This is a genomic window from Cryobacterium luteum, from assembly GCF_900110125.1.
Taxonomy (GTDB): domain Bacteria; phylum Actinomycetota; class Actinomycetes; order Actinomycetales; family Microbacteriaceae; genus Cryobacterium; species Cryobacterium luteum.
Genome location: NZ_FOCN01000004.1, coordinates 93,750 through 112,569 on the forward strand (window position 1 = coordinate 93,750; position 18,820 = coordinate 112,569).

Sequence of the window (18,820 nt, forward strand, 5' to 3'; positions counted from 1 at the left end):
GACTCGTCGTGGGCCACGAGCCTTTCCTTCGATGAATGAGCGGCGCTGAACGTTTGACGCCACTGTCATCTGGCTGTTGCGCCCGCGGGGCGATCGATCCGCGATCGGAGTCGAGGTGCGATCCGGTGTCGCGGTGAAGGCCCGTCGCTTGCGGCGGAAACGGCGTCAAAGCATCCTCTGGGGGACTCCCTGTTGGTTTTGCCCGGTTTAGCGCCAGTGAACGTGACATTTGCTCGTGTCGGTGGTCGGGTGTTGAGTTGAATCATGAACAACCTGGCATTGGAGCTCACCCGGGCGGCGGTCGTTGTGGCCGCGCTCGGCGGGTCCAGCGCCGAGTTCGCCGGTTTGAGTGATGCCGAGGTGCTCGCCGCTCGGGGTCCGATCGCCGCGCTGTTGCGGTTGACGAATACGGCGGCGGCGTTGCTGGCGGGCACGATCGCTGAGCGGTCCCGGCCACGGCTGGGCCAGTCCGGCCTGGCAGCGCGGCACGGGTTTGGCAACCCCACGCTGATGGTGCAGCACGCGACCGGCCTGAGCCGTATCGAGGCGGGCCGGCTGCTCGCGGTCGGCGTGCTGATGCGGGAGACCGAGATGGCCGAACGCCGGGCGGCCGAGGCCCGAGAGGCGCAGCGGGTCGCGCAGGCCGCGGCCGACGCGGCGGCTGCGGCCGCCGCTGTTGCTGCCGCGGAAGCGTTGGACGCGGCGGCTCTCGCTGGGGCTCAGGCGCAACGGCAGGCCGACTGGGAAGCCGCCCAGTGGGAGGCCCGGGAAGCGGATCGGGCCGCGGCCTGGGCCGAGCTGCACCCCGACCTTCCGCTGCCGGAGGCCGTGCCCCGCCCGGTCGGGCCGGTCGTCCGGGTCGTCCCGGTCGTCCCGCCGGTCGCGGTGACGCTGCCGACGCCGCTGGTCGAGGTGGTGGTGGTGCCGTGGCAGGCGCCGATCGTGCACGCTGTCGCGGCCGGCATCTTCTCGCCCGGTGTCGGTGACGCCCTGCTGCGCGGCCTGGGCACCCTGGACCAGGCGATCACCGCGAAGAAACTCACCGCCGCCCTGCAGGTGCTGCTGGCGGAGGCTCCGGCGCTGAATACCGAGCAGGCCTACAAACGCGCCCGCCGGCTGCGTGACGAACTGGACGCGGCGGGCATTCTGGCGCGGGAGAAGCAGGCCCGGGACGACACGACCTGGTCGCTGTGGCGTCGGGCCGATGGCATGGTGACGCTGCACGCGCTGTTGCCGCCGGAGCAGGGCGAATTGTGGATCGCGACCTACGACGCGCTGACCAGCCCGCGCCGCGGCGGAGTACGGTTCGTCGACCCGCAGCGGGCAGCGTGGGCGCAGAGCGTCAAGGACGACCCGCGCACGGTGGATCAGATTGCCGCGGATTCCTTCACTCAGCTGCTCAAGCTCGGCGCCGACGCCGATCCGAACACGCTGTTCGGTGGTCGTCGCCCGGTCGTGCAGGTCATCGTGACCGAGCACGACCGCCCCACCACCATCCCTGCCCCGGCCGCGCCAGTCGCCACAGCGGATGCCCGCACCCCCTCACCGAGCAGCGCGACACCGACACCGACGAAACCTGCCGAGCGCACCGCGACCGGAACAGCCGCAACCACCGGGATCACCGGAATCACCGACACCAACACAACCAGCGGAACGACCGGGACGACCGGAACGACCGGAACGACCGGGACGACCGGAACGACCGGAACGACCGGAACGACCGGAACCACCGGAATTACCGGAATTACCGGAACCACTGGAATTACCGGAACCACTGGAATTACCGGAACCACTGGAATTACCGGAACCAGCGGAACCAGCGGAACCAGCGGAAGCACCGGGAGCACCGGGGGTGCTACACCCACTGAAACGTTGGCGGGTGCCGGGACTAGAGGGTCGTTCGGCTATCTCGAGGGCAACCCGGCACCGGTTTCAGTGGAGACCATTGCCCGACATTTGTGCGACTCCGGCTATCTCGGCATCCTGTTCGACCAGGCCGGGCAACCCCTCAACATGGGACGAGACCAACGCCTGTTCAACCGGGAACAACGCCGAGCCCTCGCCGTGCGCGACGGCGGCTGCCGCTGGCCCGACTGCGACCGACCACCCTCCTGGACCGAAGCGCACCACCTCGAAAACTGGGCCGAACAGGGACTTTCCAACATCGACCAGGCGATTCTGCTCTGCGCCCTGCACCACCTACTGCTCCACAACCGACACTGGAAAATCCTGCTCCGAGACGACGAATACTGGCTGCAACCCGCCGTCGAAATCGACCCGGCGCAGACGCTCATCGCCCTGCCCAGCAAGAACCCGCTCATGCTGGAGCCGCTCCTGCTTGACTCGCCGCAGTGATGCACCGGGTTGCTGCGCCCGAGAAATCCACTGCCTGTTCCCTAGTCAGCGGCACGTTCGGATATAGCGGTCCCGACGTGCTCGACCAGCGGATTGCCACGACCAGAGACAGAGCCGCCCGCTTCAGGGCGCCCGTGAGATGCACGTTTGCTTCCGTGAGGAGTGCACCGTAGTTTTCGAAAGCACATCTGCTTTCACGGGCAACGAGTCTGAATAGTAGTGTCTTTGCAAACGATCCTCAGCTTGGATCTTTTTTGGCCGGCGCGGCCGTGGTCAGCAACCGGGTCCGCGGGGGTTGGTGTTGCAGTCTTCGGCGACGAGCACGGTGGGTTCGTTGGCTGCGACGACGGCGCGACGCGGCGGAATTCGCGTGCGCACACCATAGACCGGATTACTACAATCCCATATAACTTACTAGCAAGCTGGCGCTGCCGCTCCATTGACGTTAGGCGGGCTCGAGGGTCAAGGTGTTGGACGCGTTCTCGTTGATGGCAGCCGGAGTGAACAACCACGGGCGGGTCTCATGGTCACGCCAGAGCGGTGCCTGATCGGTGTAGTTGGAGTGGAAGGCGTGACCGGATGCTCCGGTGAGGTTGATCCAGGTGGAGTCGTCGAAGTTTTCCAGGCTGATCACCTGCCGCATCGACGGTACCCAGTCCACCTGATACCCCTGGGTCGCATCCCAACCCACCGCGTTGACGACGGCTGAACCTCCGGCGAGCTCATACGGGCCGCGGTTGAACAGCCACTCCAGCGGTGCAATGCCCGATTCGCCAAAGCTGGCATTCTTCAGCTCCAGCGTGTGGATGCTACCCCACTGCCAGGCGGTCGGGTTTGAGCCCATCAGATCGGTGGCCTCCTTCGCCGCATTCGTCATCACCCGCCGCAGCATGCTCTCTTGCCCGACAGTGCCATAGGCCGGGTTAGACCACCATGGGGAATCGGGCTGCCCGAGCAGGCTCGTGACCACCGAGAAGGCGCGGTCGCCGCCCGTGAGAGCCGCTCCATCATCGATCTTGCCGGTGAACATATCGTGCAGGAGCGTGCGCCAGATCACGTTGAAATAGGCGGCCGCCGCGCTGTCGGCGTCGACCTGATAGTCCCAGCCATCGAGCAGCTTCTGCGCCTCGGCGGCGTCACCGCCCAGGCGCACCTGCTGCAGGGCCGGAACGAGAGCAGCCGCGATGGCACTGTAATTGTCAGCCTGAATGTCGCTCATCAACTCCGCTGTCAGCGGGGTTTTCGCGGCGATCAGTTCGTTCAACCGGGCCGTGATCTGATTCGCCCGGTAGCCCAGGTCCCAGTCGGCGGTCAGCAGGTAGGGATTCCCGGGGTCGGCGGCCGCGTTGTTGGCCGTGACGATGTATCCGCTCGGCGGGTTGAACGTGCTCGGCAGGGCGTCGAAGGGAATGTAGCCGGCCCAGCCGTACTGGCTGGTCCAGCCCGGCACGGGCAGGGTGCCGTTGCCGCTGGCCCGAATGGGGATGAGCCCCGGCGCCTGGTAGCCAATATTGCCCTCAACGTCGGCGTAGGTGAGGTTTTGCGCCGGTACGTCGAACAGGGCGGCCGCTGCGCGAAAACTGGTGAAGTCGGTCGCCCGGTTCAGGGCGAAGATAGCGGATGCCGTACGGCCCGGCGTCAGAGCCGTCCACTGCAGGGACAGCTCATACGTGGTCGGTGGTGTGCCCGCCGCTGCTTCCGGGGCCGGAGGAAGTTGCGCAGCCTCGGGAAAATCGCTCGCGATCTGCGGGTAGACGGTGCCCTCGAAGCCGCTCAGGAGCGGGCCATGTTCGGTCGATCGAATCTCGATCTTCACGTCGTCACCGCCGGCGACGGAGATCTTCTCGTCGCGCAGCAGCAGCGGTTTGGCGACACCGTCGAATTCGTAGCTCTCGCCCGTGACCTTTTCGATGTAGAGGTCGGCGACATCGGGGCCGAGGTTGGTGAAGCCCCAGGCAATACGCTCGGTGTGACCGATAATGACGCCGGGCATACCCGAAAAGCTGTACCCGGCAACGTCGAACGGGCACTCCTCGCTGATTGACTGACAGCGCAGCCCCACCTGATACCAAACCGAGGGCAGAGCCGGTCCGAGGTGCGGATCATTGGCCAGCAGGGGCAGCCCGGTGTCGGTGAGTGCACCGGAGACCACCCACGAATTGGAGCCGATCTCACCGCCGGCCGGTCCGAGCAGTTCGGGAACAGAGCTGAGCGAAGCGCGCAGCTCACCGAGAGCCTGGGTATAGGTGTCGGGGTCGACCAGGGCGGCGGGCGTATCCGTTACATCGAGGCTCCGTTCGGCGGCGGGTGCACCGGCTGACGGCGCGGTGACCGCCTGAGTGCCGGTGATGGTGGGGTGCTGGCCGACCGGATAATCGGGGTGCAGCTGGGTCACCTCGGCGGGGGTGAGTGTCGTCGACAGCAGGGCCCGGTCGATCTCATCGTCGAGGTTGGACCGCAGATCCCAGGCCATGGCCTTCAACCACGCCACCGAGTCGGCCGGGGTCCACGGTTCTACCTCGTAGCCGGGATTCTGCACGCTTAACACCGCGTACTCGAGCGACAGGTCGGCGCCCCGATGGGTGTCGAGGTAGGCGTTCACTCCGTCGGCGTAGGCCTGGTAATAGCCGAGCGTGACCGGGTCGAGCAGGGCGACTTCCTGCTCGGCGACGGCCCGCCAACCAAGCGTGCGCACAAACGTGTCGGTACCGACCTGGCTCTCGCCGAACAGCTCCGACAATCGGCCGCTCGTGACGTGGCGGCGAAAGTCCATCTCCCAGAACCGGTCCTGGGCATGCACATAGCCCTGCGCAATGAACAGGTCGGCCGCGGTCTTCGCCGTGATCTGCGGAATTCCCGCCGAGTCACGAACGACGGTGACCTGGTCGGTCAGTCCCGCGATGTCGACGGTGCCCGCGAGCGTCGGGAACGACCGAGTGACCGTCCATACTCCGAGCCCCGCGGTGACCAGGACCAGGCCGGCCACGACCGCGAGCGCGATCAATAACCGCCGAACCCGTCGGTGCCCCTTGCTGCGCGGTGCGTCGGTGCCCACATCACTCCCTCGTGAATTGCGCGATCCCTACCAAGCGGATGCCGCTACCCGGATGCTAGCGGAACCCACCGACATCCGGTGCGGGTGTTACGCGTGCAGCGCGGCGTTCAGCGTTATTCCGCTGCCGCTGCGGGCGAGTACCTCGACGGCGCCCGAGACGGAATTTCGGCGAAACAGCAGGTTCGGCACGCCGGAGAGCTCGACCGCCTTCACCGTCGCGAACGTGCCGTCGGTGAGTCGGGGTTCGCCAACCAGAACAACCTTGGTGCCGGCCGTGACGTAGAGCCCGGCCTCAACGACGCTGTCGTCGCCGATCGCGATGCCGACACCGGAGTTGGCGCCGAGCAGGGCACGCGCGCCGATCGAAATCCGCTGGGTGCCGCCGCCGGAGAGGGTGCCCATAATGGATGCCCCGCCACCGATATCCGCGCCGTCACCGACCACGACGCCCTGCGAGATCCGGCCCTCGACCATGGAGGAGCCGAGGGTTCCGGCGTTGAAGTTGACGAACCCTTCGTGCATCACGGTGGTGCCGGGGGCGAGGTGGGCGCCGAGCCGCACCCGGGAGGCATCCGCTATTCTCACACCGGCCGGTACGACGTAGTCGAGCAGCGGCGGGAATTTGTCGACGCCGCTCGCCTGGATGCCGGCGCGTTGCAGGGCCGGGCGCAGGCGGGCGAAGTCGACCGGCAGCATCGGGCCGGCATTGGTCCAGACCACGGTGGGCAGGTGCGCGAAAATGCCGTCGAGGTTGATGCTGTTCGGCAGAACCAGAAGGTGGGAGAGCAGGTGCAGGCGCAGATAGGCATCCGAGGTACTGGCCGGCGCCGCAGTCAGGGTGATCTCCACCGTGACCGCTTCGAGGCGCACCGCGCGGCGGGCATCGTCGCCAGCCGCTTCGCTGAGAGAGGCGGGAACAATCCAGCGATCCCGCCCGGTCGGCAGCGCACCGAGTGCCGGGGACGGAAACCAGGTGTCGAGCACGGTGCCGTCAACGGCGATAGTCGCGAGACCATACCCCCAGGCCTGGGTTGATACGGCGGGCAGGGCGTTTTCGGAAACAACGGAGGGCATACCTCTAGATTAGTAGGGTGACTTCTTCGACTCCGGACCCCAGCGCTCCCGCACCACTCACCGTGCTTGACCTGACGGCCACGTCCATCGAACTAACCAGGCAGATCTGCGACATGGAGTCGGTTTCGGGCGCTGAGACCGACCTCGCCGACGCGATCGTCGCCGCCCTGCAAGGTTTCGACCACCTCGAGATCATGCGCGACGGCGACACCATCGTCGCCCGCACCAACCTCGGTCGTGCCCAGCGGGTCGTCATCGCCGGTCACATCGACACCGTACCGCTCAACGACAACCTGCCCACCCGCTACGAGACGATCGACGGCACCGAGTATCTCTGGGGCCGCGGCACCGTCGACATGAAGGCCGGCGTAGCCGTGCAGCTCAAGCTCGCAGCCGAGCTGAGCGATCCAGGAGTCGACGTGACCTGGATGTGGTATGACCACGAAGAGGTCTCCGACGACCTCAACGGCCTCGGCCGTCTTGCCCGCAACCGTCCCGACCTGTTCGCTGGTGATTTCGCCATTCTCGGCGAACCGACCAGGAGCCGGATCGAGGGCGGGTGCAACGGCAACCTGCGCGTGGAAATTCGCACGTTCGGCCTGCGCTCGCACTCGGCCCGCAGCTGGGTCGGCGACAACGCCATCCACAAGGCCGCGCCGATCCTCAACATTCTGGCCGCCTACCAGGCCCGCGAGGTCGAAGTCGAGGGCCTCGTCTACCGCGAAGGCCTCAACGCGGTCGGCATCACCGGCGGTGTCGCCGGCAACATCATCCCCGACGAATGCATGGTGCACGTCAACTACCGCTTCGCCCCGAGCCGCAGCGGCGACGAGGCCGTCGCCCACCTGCGCGAACTGTTCGCCGGCTACGACCTCACCGTGGTGGACCGCGCCGAAGGCGCCCGGCCGGGTCTCGACGCCCCGCTCGCCCGCGAATTCTTGAACGCCGTTGGCGGTGTCGCCACCCCCAAGTACGGCTGGACCGACGTCGCCCGCTTCTCAGCCCTCGGCGTTCCGGCCGTCAACTACGGCCCCGGTGACCCGCTCAAAGCACACGCCGACGACGAACGTGTGGCCCTGGCCGAGATCACGGCGTGTGAGAACGGTCTGCGCGCCTGGCTGACCGCATCCGTTCGCTAACGCCCGAGAAACCCGTGTTGGGCCCACTTCGTGCGCACCGGCTGCCGGCCGCCTGGCTCGCCCGCTACCGGCTGACCCCGTGGTGGGGCAAAGTGCTCGTGGTCTGGGCTCTGTCGCGCCTGGTCACGACGAGTCTCGTGCTCGTACTGGCAAGCGTGCAGGGCCCGAACGCGTGGACCGGCGCGAGTCCGAAATACACCGATTTCGCCACCATGTGGGACGGCCGCTGGTACAACATCGTCGCGATCGGCGGCTACCCGAGCGTGCTGCCGGTCACCGACGCCGGGCAGATCGGCGAGAGCGCCTGGGCCTTCATGCCCGGATACCCGGTGCTCGCCCGGCTGCTGATGGAACTGAGCACCCTGCCGTGGGCGCCGGTCGCGGTGTTCGTGTCGGTCGCGTTCAGTCTCGGCACCGCCCTGCTCCTCTACCGCCTGATGATACGAGTGCAGTCACCGGCGACGGCGTTGTTCTCGGTCGTGTTGTTCTGCGTTGCCCCGCTGTCGCCGATTCTGCAGTTCGCCTACGCGGAATCGATGTACCTGTTCTTTCTGACCCTCGCGCTTTACCTGCTCCTCGAACGCCGATACTGGTTGCTGTTCCCGGTGATCGCGGTGATGGCACTGACCCGGCCGAGCGGCCTCGCCTTCGCCCTGGCCCTCGGCCTCCACGTGATCTATCGCTTCGTCACGCGTTCCCGCGACCCGTTTGCACCTCGTGAGCGGATGCTGGCAGCATCCGTCGCCGTCTTCAGCGCACTCCTGGGACTGGCCTGGCCCATCACGGCCGGGGTGGTCACCGGCGACCTCATGGCGTACACCGATACCGAGCTGGCCTGGCGGGCGCCGTACATCGGCTATCAGGAACTGGTGCCGTTCACCGCGTGGTTTCAGAGTGGCGTCTGGTGGCTGGGCAGCCCGTGGGGCATCGTGGTGGTCACCGCCCTCATCCTGGCCTGTGCCGTGTTGCTGTTCACGCCGGCGGTGCGTGGGCTCGGCGTGGACCTGCGACTGTGGGTGGCCAGTTACGGCCTGTACCTGCTCGCGGTGTTCTTCCCCCAATCGAGCACGTTTCGGTTGCTCATGCCCATGTTTCCGCTGCTCGGAGCGGCCGCGCTGCCGCGCAGCAGGCTCTACCGGGTGTCGATCGTGCTGCTCTTCATCGCCGGCCAGTGGGGGTGGCTGCTGATCTGCTGGGGCGTGGACGGGTACGACTGGACGCCACCGTAACGAGTGGCGCTCGACCCCGAAACTGACTCGAATTTACGTCTCGGGCCGAGATGGTCGATAATGGACAGACACAGACGAATGGAAGGGGAGTTCATGGCGGCCATGAAGCCACGGACCGGAGACGGTCCAATGGAGGCTGTAAAAGAGGGGCGCCTGATCATCGTGCGTGTACCGCTCGAAGGTGGGGGTCGCCTCGTTGTCTCAGTGAACGACGCCGAGGCCAAGGAACTTCACGATGCACTCGCCGGGGTTGTCGCCGCGGCGAAGTAGCCTCGCGTTCCTCAGCAATACGAAGGGCCTCAGCGACACAAAGGCTCTCAGCAACACAAAGGCCCTCAGCAACACAAAGGAACGGCTGCGAAAGCAGCCGTTCCTTTGTGTCTGCGTGTCTGCGTTCGGTCAGGCGCGCAGCTTGGTGATCTGCAGCAGCCCGTCGCCAACGGGGGAGAGCGCGCTGATCACGGCGCTCGACGCGGCGATTTCGGTCAGCAGCGTGCGGAACCCGGTTGCGACATCGTCGCGCTGGGCTGGGTCGGCCACCCGGCCGCGCCACAGGGCGTGCGCGACGAGCACCGTTCCCCCCGGGCGGGCCAGGCGCAGGCCATGCTCGACGTATTCGATGACCGACTGCGGGTCGGCGTCGATGAACACGATGTCGTAGGAATTCTCGTTCATGCGTGGCAGAACTTCGCTGGCCTTACCGGTGATCAGGCGCACCCGGTTGGCCGGAATCTTCGCCTCGGTGAAATTCGCCTTCGCGTGCTGCAGATGATCGACCTCGGTATCGATCGAGGTGAGGGTGGCGCCCGGAGCCCCGGTCAGCAACCAGATGCCCGACACTCCGGCTCCCGTGCCGACCTCCAGGATGCTGCGTGCCCCGGTGGCGGCGGCCAGAACGGCCGATTGCGCCCCGACCGAGGGAGCGATCGCGTCGATCCCCAGCTCCAGGGATTGCTGGCGCGCTCGGGCGATGGCTTCGGACTCCACGACACAGTCGTCGGAGAATTTCCAGTTCAATTCAATGTCAGACACAGATAACTCCAGTAGATGATTAGGTCAAGACTAGGGCCGGGGCGCGTGTGGTCTGTGGATGCCTCGCCGGACAGTTATTCTAAGGACATGTTTGGGCTGACTTTCGAGAAGATTCTTCTGATCGGGATTATCGCTGTCTTCTTGCTCGGCCCCGACAAACTACCGCACTACGCCGCCCAACTCGCTCGTCTCGTGCGCCAGTTGCGCGACATGGCCAATGGGGCCAAGGATCGCATGCGCGACGAAATGGGCCCGGAGTTCGACGATCTGGACTGGAAAAAGCTGGACCCGCGCCAGTATGACCCGCGTCGCATAATCCGGGAAGCCCTCGCCGACGAAGACCCCCTCAAAGAACAATCGGCGACGATTTCTCGCGCCGAACCCAATCCAGAGGGCGCCTACCTGAAACGCAAGCGTGCCCGGGAGGCGGCCCTGGCCGCGCTCGAGCCGGCCCCGTTCGATTCTGAGGCCACCTGAAGCCCGTTCGCAAAGGAGATCCGATGTCGAAAAGCCCCCCGACGGTTGTGCGCGTCAAGAAGAAGGTCTACGAAGCCGAACTGGCCCGCCTGCAGGCCGAACTGGTCACGATGCAGCAGTGGGTGAAGGCATCCGGTGCCCGCGTCGTGGTGATTTTCGAGGGCCGCGACGCCGCCGGCAAGGGTTCGGCGATCAAACGCATCACCGAGTACCTCAACCCTCGGGTCGCCCGCATCGTGGCTCTGCCGATGCCGACCGAACGTCAGCGCGGCCAATGGTACTTTCAGCGCTATATCGATCACCTGCCGTCTACCGGTGAGATCGTGCTGATGGACCGCTCCTGGTACAACCGGGCCGGCGTCGAACGGGTCATGGGCTACTGCACCAGCGATGAATACCGTCGGTTTCTGCACCAGGCCCCCCTGTTCGAACGGATGCTGGTCGAAGACGGCATCCTGCTGGTCAAGTACTGGTTCTCGGTGTCGGACCTGGAACAGGAACGGCGCTTTCGGTCACGGCTGAACGACCCGATGCGCCGCTGGAAGCTCTCCGAAACCGACGTGCTGTCGATCACTAAATGGGTGGACTATTCCAAGGCGAAAGACGAGATGTTCGTGCACACCGACATCGCCGAAGCCCCCTGGTGGGTCGTCGAAAGCGAAGACAAGCGGGCCAGCCGGCTGAACGTGATCAGCCATCTGCTCTCGCTCGTGCCCTACGAGAAAACCGACCCGCCGAAGGTGCACATTCCGCCGCGCCCGCCGGCTTCGGACTATGAGCGGCCGCCGCGCGAGGAGAACCACCAGGTTCCCGACCACGCGGCGACACTGGTCAAGCTCAAGGAGTAGCGCGCTAGCGAGGCCGGAGGCCCAGGCTCAGTCCGGCCAGGCCCCTGGCGCGCGTCTTCATGCTGCGGGCGAGCGTCAGGATGGCGCGCGCTGCGGGGTCATCCGGCGCCCCGAGAACCACGGGCAGCCCGGCATCCCCGCCACTGCGCAGGGCCAGGCTCAGCGGAACCTGCGCGAGTACCGGCACGGCCACAGTCTGGCCGACCGACAGACGCCGAGCGACCTCCGCGCCGCCGCCCGAACCGAACAGTTCGAGCAGGCTGCCATCGGGCTGCACCATCGCTGACATGTTTTCAATCACGCCGAACACGCTCTGACCGGTCTGACGGGCCACGATGCCGCTGCGCTCGGCCACATCGGCCGCCGCCGCCTGCGGGGTGGTCACCACGATGACCTCGGCGTGCGGCAGCAGCTGGCCGACCGTGATAGCAACGTCGCCGGTTCCGGGCGGCAGGTCGAGCAGCAGCACGTCGAGGTCTCCGAAGTAGACATCAGTGAGAAACTGTTTGATGGTGCGGTGCAGCATCGGACCGCGCCAAGCGACGGCGGCCGAGGCGTCGTCGATGAACATGCCGATCGAGATGACTTTCACGTTGTGCGCGATCGGCGGCAGGATCATGTCGCCGACCTGGGTCGGTTTGACCGCGAGGCCGTCGTGCACGAGGCCGAGCAGGCCGGGAATGCTGAAACCGTGCACGTCGGCGTCGACGATGCCCACCCGCAGTCCCTCTGCGGCCAGGGCCACGGCCAGGTTCGCGGTGACGGTGGACTTACCGACCCCGCCCTTGCCGCTCGTGATCGCGTAGACCCGGGTGAGCGACTCCGGGCCGAACTGCACGCTGCGTTCCACCTGGCCGCCGCGCAGCTTCTCGGTGAGCGCGGTGCGCTGCTCGCGCGTCATGACGGCGACCTTGACGTTGGCGCGCCCCACGCCCGACACCGCCTCGGCGGCGGCGAGAACATCGCTCTCAATGCGTGCAGCGGCCGGACAACCGGCAATGGTCAAGCGGATGCCGACGGTCACCACCCCCGTATCGCTCACCGTCACCCCCGACACCATGTCCAGCTCGGTGATGGGCTTGCGAATCTCCGGGTCGGTCACTGTGGCCAGAGCGGTGAGAACGCGCGAGCGGATGCTGTCCGGTGTTGACGCCATTGCGGCAGAATTCATGCGGTGGGGCGGCTTTCCTTGGTGCTGGTGCTGGTGCTGTCGGGGTCTGAACGCTCGTCCAGGCGACTGCGCTCGTCCAAGTGACTGCGCTCATCTAAGTGCTCGAGCAAGGTGCGCAGTTCCGCGCGGATGAAGTCCTTCGAGGCCATGTCCTTGATCGCGATGCGCAGAGCCACCACCTCCCGGGCGAGGTACTCGGTGTCGGCGAGGGTGCGTTCGGCTCGCTGCCGGTCCTGTTCGAACTGCACCCGGTCGCGGTCGTCCTGCCGGTTCTGGGCAAGCAGGATCATCGGCGCGGCATAGGAAGCCTGCATCGAGAGTACGAGGGTGAGCGCGATGAACCCGAGGGCGACGGAGTCGAAGCGCCAGGCTTCGGGGGCCAGGGTGTTCCAGGAGATCCAGGCGACGGCGAACAGGGTGAGGCCGAGCAGGAACCAAGGGGTACCCATGCCGCGGGCAATGGCTTCGGTGAAGCGGCCGAACCGGTCCCGACCGACCCGGTTGAGACCGCGACCACTTCGACCGAGGCCCACGATGTTGCCGGTTCTGAGGCCCTTCGGCACGTCCAGACGCAGGTCGGCGCGGTTATTGCGGGCCACGAGGTGTCCTTTGCGCTCCGGGCAGCGGAATGCTGCCGGTTCTCAGCTCGCTGCGTGCGGCAGTACGGCGCCGCACATCATCGTTGCCGTCGTGGCTGCGCCAGTCGTCGGGCAGGAGGTAGTCGAGCACGTCATCAATGGTCACCACCCCGACCAGTCGGTAATTCTCGTCGACCACGGGCACCGAAACCAGGTCGTAGCTCGCCAGGATGCGGCTGACCTCGGCGGCCGACGTGTCGGCGGTCACCGGGTCCAGCCCTGCGTCGAGAAGCGTGCCGAGGCGTTCGTGGGGCGGGTAGCGCAGCATCCGCTGAAAATGCACCATGCCCAGAAAACGGCCGGTGGGCGCTTCGTAGGGGGGCAGGGTGACGCAAATCGCCGCGCCGAGCGCGGGAGCCAGATCGTAACGACGGATGCGCGCGAGCCCCTCGGCGACGGTGGCATCGGCCGAGACGATGATGGGCTCGGTCGTCATGAGTCCGCCGGCGGTGTCCGGGGCGTAGGAGAGCAGAAAACGCACGTCTTCGGCTTCTTCGGGCTCCATCAGGTCGAGCAGTTGCTCACCGCGCTCCTCCGGCAGCTGGGCGATGAGGTCGGCTGCGTCGTCGGGCTGCATCTGATCAAGCACGTCGGCGGCGCGGGCGTCGCCGAGGCTGGTCAGGATGCCGACCTGGTCGCTTTCCGGCATCTCCTCGAGCACATCGGCGAGGCGATCGTCCGGCAGTTCGCCGGCCACCTCGAACATGCGCTCGCGGGGCAGGTCGAGCAGGGTGTTGGCGAGGTCGGCCGGCTTCAGGTCGGAATAGGTCGCAATGAGGTGCTCGGCCGACTGCGCCTGGCCCTTGGTCTCTTTCTCGTGCACCTCGGCCCAGGTCGTGAAGGTTGTGACACCCTTGACGAAGGGTGAGGGGCTGGACTTGGGCCGGCGCACGAACAGCTGGCTGATGGCCCAGTCGGCCTCGGTACCTTCCTTGATGGCGACGTCCTCGATCGTGGCCTCGCCCGAACCGTCCTTGAAGACCACTTTGCGGCCGAGCAATTCGGCGATGACACGCACTTCGCCGCCACGCTGTGCATAGCGGCGCACGTTGATCAGGCCGGTCGTGATGATCTGGCCGCTGCCGATGCTGGTGACCCGGTTGATCGACACGAACACGCGTCGTTTGCCCGGAATTTCCACGATCAGGCCGACAACGCTGGGTGGGTCGTTTTTTCGATATACCACGAGAACATCGCGCACCTTGCCCACGCGGTCGCCCGCAGGGTCGAAAACGGTGCACCCGGCCAGTCGGGCAACAAAAACTCTGGAGGCACTCACCCTATAAATGTAGGGCACTGGCCTGAAAATAATGGCCCGCCACAAACGCGTCGTCATTTCTCCGCAGGGTCAGGTGGGCGTGGAAGAATGGCGCCATGAGCAACCAGAGCCTTTTCTCCCGACGCCGCCCGGTGCTGCCCCCCGTGTTGCCGCGCGGGGAGGTACTCGCCACCTACGCCACCTACGCCGACGCGCAGGCCGCTGTCGACACCCTCGCCAAGGCCGACTTTCCGGTGAAACAGCTCTCGATCGTGGGCAACGACCTGAAGAGTGTCGAACGGGTGACCGGCAAACTCACCTACGGCCGGGTTGCGCTCGCGGGAGCGGCATCCGGTGCGTGGCTCGGAATCTTCTTCGGAATTCTGTTCTTTTTGTTCTCACCGACCGGTTCGAGCCTGCCGTTCGTGTTTGCCGCCCTGATCATGGGCGCCGGGTTCGGCATGCTTCTGGGCATTGCCAGCTACGCCATCAACCGGCGCCGGCGTGACTTCACCTCGACGATGCAGGTCATTGCGACCAGCTATGAGGTCGTCGTCGACCCCGAGCTGGTCAACCGAGCCCGCAACCTGCTCGGTGGCCAACGCGACCCCGAGCCGCCGGTATCGCCCACCACCTCTGAATAGTCACGCGAGAGCGGTGAAGTGCTGCTGCAGCCGGCTCCGGTGACACTTCACCCGCTTTCGCGTCCAGGGTTAGCGCTGCGACGCGGCGATCCACGCCTCGACCTCGGTGGCGGTGCGGGGGATCGCCGCCGAGAGGTTCTCGGCACCCGTCGCAGTCACCAGGATGTCGTCCTCGATGCGCACGCCGATGCCGCGGAATTCGACCGGCACGGTGAGGTCGTCCGGCTGAAAGTACAGTCCAGGCTCGATTGTGAAGACCATGCCCGGTTCGAGCACGCCGTCCATATACATGTCCCGGCGGGCCTGGGCGCAGTCGTGCACGTCGATCCCGAGGTGGTGGCTGGTGCCGTGCACCATGTAGCGGCGGTGCTGCCCGTTCTCCGGCTGCAGTGCCTCTTCCGCGGTGACCGGAAGCATGCCCCACTCGGCGGTGCGCCGGGCGATGACGGCCATCGCGGCGGCGTGCACGTCGCGAAACACCGCGCCGGGGCGAACGATGGCGAGGGCGGCATCCGCTGCTTCCCGCACCGTTTCGTAGACCTGGCGCTGAATCTCGCTGTAGACACCGTTGACCGGCAGGGTGCGGGTGATGTCAGCGGTGTAGTAGCTGTCGAGCTCAACGCCGGCATCGACGAGAATGAGGTCACCGGGAGCGACGACGCCGTCGTTGCGGGTCCAGTGCAGGATGCAGGCGTGCGGGCCGGACGCGGCGATGGTGTCGTAGCCGACGGTGTTGCCGTCGCTGCGGGCGCGGGTGTTGAACACACCCTCGACCAGGCGTTCCCCGCGGGCATGCACGCTCGACCGGGGGAGGTCGGCGATGACGTCGTCGAAGCCGCGGGCGGTGGCCGCGACGGCGAGGCGCATCTGCGCGATCTCCCAGGCGTCCTTCACGAGGCGCAGTTCGGAGAGGTCGCGGGCCAGCGCAGCGTCGGGCTCGTGCTCGGCATTGATTTCGATGCTGAAGGGGGAGTCGGTGGCGTTGCTGCCCAGTACCCGTTCGGCGGCGAACCGCAGACGGGCTTCGTCGACCTGCTCGGTGAAGGCCGGGTCGGATTCCCGCAGCACGAGGGTTTCACTGTCGACCCTGTGCAGCACGCTGGCAAGCTCCGCGATGCCGCGTACCGCCAGGGCCAGGTCGCTCGCCACCTGGGCGACGGATGGGCGCGGGCCGATCCAGAACTCACCGATATCGGGGTTGGCGTAGAACTCGTCGGAGTCCCGGCCGGCCCGTTCCCGAAAGTACAGGGTCGCATCGTGGCCGCCGGCGGCCGCCGGTTCGAGCACGAGCACGGCGCCGGGCTCGCTGTCACTACCCCAGCCGGTGAGGTGGGCGAAGGCGGAGTGCGCACGAAAGGCATAGTCGGTGTCGTTGGAGCGTTGCTTCAGCCGGCCGGCCGGGATGATCAGGCGCTGGCCGGGGTACTGTGCGGAGATACGGGCGCGGCGCGCGGCGGCGAACGGCGCCTGCTCCCGGGCCGACGGCAGTGCGTCGGTGCGCGCGGCCCAGCCGCTCCCGATGAACGATTTGAAACCGGTGGATCCCGGTGTCGTCGAACGGTTCTCATTCGAGCGAGCGGCGGGGACAAGAACGGGAGCAGTGGTATCAGCCATTCCTCCATTCTCGCACCGCACTCTGGGCGGCGGCCGATCACGCGGCTGAAGATGCTGCGACGAGCGGATGCTGCGCGCGCGTCATGCGCTGCGTCCTCCGGTGTCTAGGAGGCCGGCGTTTAGGAGGCCGGCCTCAGTGTCGCCACGATCGGCCGGTGGTCGCTGCCCGCGGCATCGAGGGATTCGACCACCTGCAGCGCGGTCACTGACCAGTTCGGGGTGGCCATCACGTGGTCGATCGGGCTGCCGAGCGGCGCGGGAACGCTCGTGGGCCAGGTGCCGGTCGAGGCCGCACTGGCCGATAAAGCGGCATCGGCACAGTTGCCGAGAACGGCGCCGGCGGCCCCATCGGCCCGCCCCGCCATGTGGTCCAGGGTCGCGTTGAAATCGCCGGCCATGATCACGTTCTCACCCAGGCACTGGGTGGTGAGCCAGTCGAGGTCGCTGCGCCAGTTCGACATCTCGTACTGGATCGGGGCGACCGCGTGCACGGCCACTACGGTCGGGCCGGTCCCGTCCGCCGGTTCGGCCACGACGGTCGGCAGCACGTTGGTGTTGCCGGGCGGGCCGGATCCCGCCGCATTGCTCACAACGTACTCGCCGAGGTCCGGACTGATCAGCAGGGTCGTGGAACGCGCCTTGGAGATCAGGTCGAATGCGAGAGTGTGCACCCACATGGGGCGGCCGGCGTCGCGCATCGCTTCGGCGATCAGAATGCCGGTCTCCTCCGTGGTCTCTGCCAGTGTCACGACGTCGGCGCTTTGCGCCACCGCGAGGTCGGCGATGACCTCCGCTCCCGGGGCATCGCCGAGCGTGTTCCAGCTGAGTACCGTCACCGAACCGGCATCCGGTTCGATGCTGCCCTCGGTGGCCAGCGCGCTGCTCGCGATGAAACCGCGAGAGGCCAGAATGCCGACATTGGCCACGGCGAACAGGGCGAGCAACACCATCGCCATGCCGAGGGATCGACGCAGTGGGCTGATGAAGCGCAACAGCCCGAGCAGAATGAGCCCGGCGCTCGCGCCGATGACAGCGAGCGCGCGAAACGAGACGAGGTGGGCGACAACCCAGGTGTTGTGCAGGCCGAATGCCTGCGGCCAGGTCAGGACCAGCAGAATAACGGCGGCGCCGATGAAGATCAGGGCGCGAAGGAGACGGGGGAACATTGCTCTGAACCCTAGATCAGATTTCTGGGGAATCCCCAACGACGCAGGCAGCGCGGACCGGCTGCAAGCGGCCAACTAGCATGGGGTCATGGTAGTCGCGCGGCAATTCCAGGGTCCGGTCGACCTGCACGCTCATTCGAGCGTCTCGGACGGTACCGAGACCCCGGCCGAGCTGGTTCGGGCGGCGTCCGCCGCGGGTCTCGGCACCATTGCGCTGACCGATCACGATTCGACGGCTGGCTGGGCCGAGGCATCCGCTGCCGCGCGGCACGAGCACCTCACACTTATTCCCGGAATGGAATTCAGTACCCGGGTGCAGTACGCCAGTGTGCACCTTTTGGCATATCTTTTCGACCCGGCCGACTCGGCGCTGCTGGCCGAAATGACCCGGGTGCGTGCTGCCCGTCTCAGCCGGGCCGAGCAGATGGTCGCCCGCATCGGTGTCGATTACGACCTGAGCTGGGCCGACGTGCTCGCCCAGACGGCTCCCGACGCGACCGTGGGCCGGCCGCACATCGCCGACGCCCTCGTCGCCCGGGGACACGCCCTGAATCGCAGTGCCGCCTTCGCCGATATTCTGCACTGGAAGGCCGGCTATTTTCAACCGCACTACGCCCCGGACCCGCTGCGGGCGATTGAGCTCGTGCGCGCGGCCGGGGGTGTGCCGATCATCGCGCACCCCGCCACACGCGGGATCGGCGACGTCGTCTCGGAGGCCCGGCTGACGACCATGGCCGAAGCCGGACTATTCGGTCTTGAACTGGGGCACCGCGAGAACAAGCCAGAACCCACCGCGCATCTCTTCGAACTCGCCGCCAAGCTTGGGCTGCTCGTGACCGGGTCGAGTGACTACCACGGCACCGGAAAACCGAACCGGCTCGGCGAGAACACCACCGCTCCCGACGTGCTCGAGCGCATCATCGCGGAGGGCCGCGGGTCGACTCCCGTCTACGGCTGACTACCGTCTTGATCGGGCCGCGGTGCGCAGCTCAGTGCCTGACCCAGCCGACGGGGTCGCCACGACGGTCGTCGCGGGAACTGCGTAGATTGCTACGGAACCGGTCAGGCATCGCCGGTTTTGGGGCTCTGAGCAGGGAATTTCCGCTGTTGTGAACAACAA

At 66.6% G+C, this 18,820-nt stretch carries 16 protein-coding genes; 8 read left to right on the plus strand and 8 right to left on the minus strand.

Annotated features, from left to right (window positions below; translation table 11 throughout):
• Positions 1-264 precede the first annotated feature (264 nt).
• Entirely contained in the window at positions 265-2,355 is a 2,091-nt protein-coding gene (locus BMW72_RS06145; RefSeq protein WP_092108346.1) for a DUF222 domain-containing protein, read from the plus strand.
• A 445-nt stretch (positions 2,356-2,800) separates the two neighbouring features.
• On the opposite strand, the gene BMW72_RS06150 is transcribed toward BMW72_RS06145, so the two are convergent.
• The gene (locus BMW72_RS06150; RefSeq protein WP_092108348.1) at positions 2,801-5,410 is read right to left on the minus strand and encodes a penicillin acylase family protein; all 2,610 of its coding nucleotides are present in this window, start codon (positions 5,408-5,410) and stop codon (positions 2,801-2,803) included.
• An 87-nt stretch (positions 5,411-5,497) separates the two neighbouring features.
• Complete coding sequence (gene dapD, locus BMW72_RS06155) at positions 5,498-6,484, minus strand: 2,3,4,5-tetrahydropyridine-2,6-dicarboxylate N-succinyltransferase (protein WP_092108350.1); 987 nt, start codon at positions 6,482-6,484, stop codon at positions 5,498-5,500.
• A 17-nt stretch (positions 6,485-6,501) separates the two neighbouring features.
• On the opposite strand from dapD, the gene dapE reads away from it, so the two are divergent.
• The 3 genes from dapE (at position 6,502) to BMW72_RS06170 (ending at position 9,122) form a co-directional block, all read left to right on the plus strand.
• On the plus strand, positions 6,502-7,623 hold the full coding sequence (dapE, locus tag BMW72_RS06160) for a succinyl-diaminopimelate desuccinylase (RefSeq protein WP_092108352.1): 1,122 nt from the start codon (positions 6,502-6,504) through the stop codon (positions 7,621-7,623).
• Between the two features lie 14 nt (positions 7,624-7,637).
• Positions 7,638-8,852, plus strand: coding sequence for a hypothetical protein (locus BMW72_RS06165; RefSeq protein WP_241983894.1), 1,215 nt, complete (start codon positions 7,638-7,640; stop codon positions 8,850-8,852).
• Positions 8,853-8,945: 93 nt separating this feature from the next.
• On the plus strand, positions 8,946-9,122 hold the full coding sequence (locus tag BMW72_RS06170) for a DUF3117 domain-containing protein (protein WP_092108645.1): 177 nt from the start codon (positions 8,946-8,948) through the stop codon (positions 9,120-9,122).
• 129 nt (positions 9,123-9,251) lie between these two features.
• Here the strand turns inward: BMW72_RS06170 and BMW72_RS06175 are convergent, their stop codons facing one another.
• Positions 9,252-9,884: an O-methyltransferase gene (locus BMW72_RS06175; protein ID WP_092108354.1), complete on the minus strand. Its 633-nt coding sequence runs from the start codon at positions 9,882-9,884 to the stop codon at positions 9,252-9,254.
• Positions 9,885-9,971: 87 nt separating this feature from the next.
• On the opposite strand from BMW72_RS06175, the gene BMW72_RS06180 reads away from it, so the two are divergent.
• Together BMW72_RS06180 and ppk2 are read left to right on the plus strand one after the other, a co-directional pair.
• Positions 9,972-10,361, plus strand: coding sequence for a sec-independent translocase (locus BMW72_RS06180; protein ID WP_092108356.1), 390 nt, complete (start codon positions 9,972-9,974; stop codon positions 10,359-10,361).
• Positions 10,362-10,384: 23 nt separating this feature from the next.
• Positions 10,385-11,209 (plus strand): polyphosphate kinase 2, encoded by an 825-nt coding sequence (gene ppk2 / locus BMW72_RS06185; RefSeq protein ID WP_092108358.1) that lies wholly within the window; start codon positions 10,385-10,387, stop codon positions 11,207-11,209.
• A gap of 4 nt (positions 11,210-11,213) precedes the next feature.
• Here ppk2 and BMW72_RS06190 read toward each other — a convergent pair whose 3' ends face one another.
• From BMW72_RS06190 to BMW72_RS06200, 3 genes are read right to left on the minus strand one after another with little or no spacing between them, the layout of a single operon-like run.
• On the minus strand, positions 11,214-12,365 hold the full coding sequence (locus tag BMW72_RS06190; protein WP_092108360.1) for an Mrp/NBP35 family ATP-binding protein: 1,152 nt from the start codon (positions 12,363-12,365) through the stop codon (positions 11,214-11,216).
• 11 nt (positions 12,366-12,376) lie between these two features.
• Positions 12,377-12,979: a DUF1003 domain-containing protein gene (locus tag BMW72_RS06195; protein ID WP_174721743.1), complete on the minus strand. Its 603-nt coding sequence runs from the start codon at positions 12,977-12,979 to the stop codon at positions 12,377-12,379.
• The gene (locus tag BMW72_RS06200; RefSeq protein WP_092108362.1) at positions 12,966-14,297 is read right to left on the minus strand and encodes a magnesium transporter MgtE N-terminal domain-containing protein; all 1,332 of its coding nucleotides are present in this window, start codon (positions 14,295-14,297) and stop codon (positions 12,966-12,968) included. The genes BMW72_RS06195 and BMW72_RS06200 overlap by 14 nt, the downstream gene beginning before the upstream one ends.
• Positions 14,298-14,392: 95 nt before the next feature.
• Between BMW72_RS06200 and BMW72_RS06205 the strand changes: the two genes are divergently transcribed.
• Complete coding sequence (locus BMW72_RS06205) at positions 14,393-14,920, plus strand: YflT domain-containing protein (protein ID WP_092108364.1); 528 nt, start codon at positions 14,393-14,395, stop codon at positions 14,918-14,920.
• 69 nt (positions 14,921-14,989) lie between these two features.
• Here the strand turns inward: BMW72_RS06205 and BMW72_RS06210 are convergent, their stop codons facing one another.
• Complete coding sequence (locus tag BMW72_RS06210; RefSeq protein ID WP_092108366.1) at positions 14,990-16,534, minus strand: aminopeptidase P family protein; 1,545 nt, start codon at positions 16,532-16,534, stop codon at positions 14,990-14,992.
• Positions 16,535-16,653: 119 nt separating this feature from the next.
• On the minus strand, positions 16,654-17,700 hold the full coding sequence (locus BMW72_RS06215; RefSeq protein ID WP_092108368.1) for an endonuclease/exonuclease/phosphatase family protein: 1,047 nt from the start codon (positions 17,698-17,700) through the stop codon (positions 16,654-16,656).
• A gap of 88 nt (positions 17,701-17,788) precedes the next feature.
• Here BMW72_RS06215 and BMW72_RS06220 point away from each other — a divergent pair, with 88 nt between their 5' ends.
• Entirely contained in the window at positions 17,789-18,658 is an 870-nt protein-coding gene (locus BMW72_RS06220) for a PHP domain-containing protein (protein WP_092108370.1), read from the plus strand.
• The last annotated feature ends 162 nt before the right edge of the window (positions 18,659-18,820 follow it).

Coding starts and splice junctions, on each gene's coding strand:
- BMW72_RS06145 (WP_092108346.1), top strand. CDS start 265: ATGAACAACCTGGCATTGGAGCTCACCCGGGCGGCGGTCGTTGTGGCC.
- dapD (WP_092108350.1), bottom strand. CDS start 6,484: ATGCCCTCCGTTGTTTCCGAAAACGCCCTGCCCGCCGTATCAACCCAG.
- BMW72_RS06170 (WP_092108645.1), top strand. CDS start 8,946: ATGGCGGCCATGAAGCCACGGACCGGAGACGGTCCAATGGAGGCTGTA.
- BMW72_RS06180 (WP_092108356.1), top strand. CDS start 9,972: ATGTTTGGGCTGACTTTCGAGAAGATTCTTCTGATCGGGATTATCGCT.
- ppk2 (WP_092108358.1), top strand. CDS start 10,385: ATGTCGAAAAGCCCCCCGACGGTTGTGCGCGTCAAGAAGAAGGTCTAC.
- BMW72_RS06190 (WP_092108360.1), bottom strand. CDS start 12,365: ATGGCGTCAACACCGGACAGCATCCGCTCGCGCGTTCTCACCGCTCTG.
- BMW72_RS06205 (WP_092108364.1), top strand. CDS start 14,393: ATGAGCAACCAGAGCCTTTTCTCCCGACGCCGCCCGGTGCTGCCCCCC.
- BMW72_RS06210 (WP_092108366.1), bottom strand. CDS start 16,534: ATGGCTGATACCACTGCTCCCGTTCTTGTCCCCGCCGCTCGCTCGAAT.
- BMW72_RS06215 (WP_092108368.1), bottom strand. CDS start 17,700: ATGTTCCCCCGTCTCCTTCGCGCCCTGATCTTCATCGGCGCCGCCGTT.
- BMW72_RS06220 (WP_092108370.1), top strand. CDS start 17,789: ATGGTAGTCGCGCGGCAATTCCAGGGTCCGGTCGACCTGCACGCTCAT.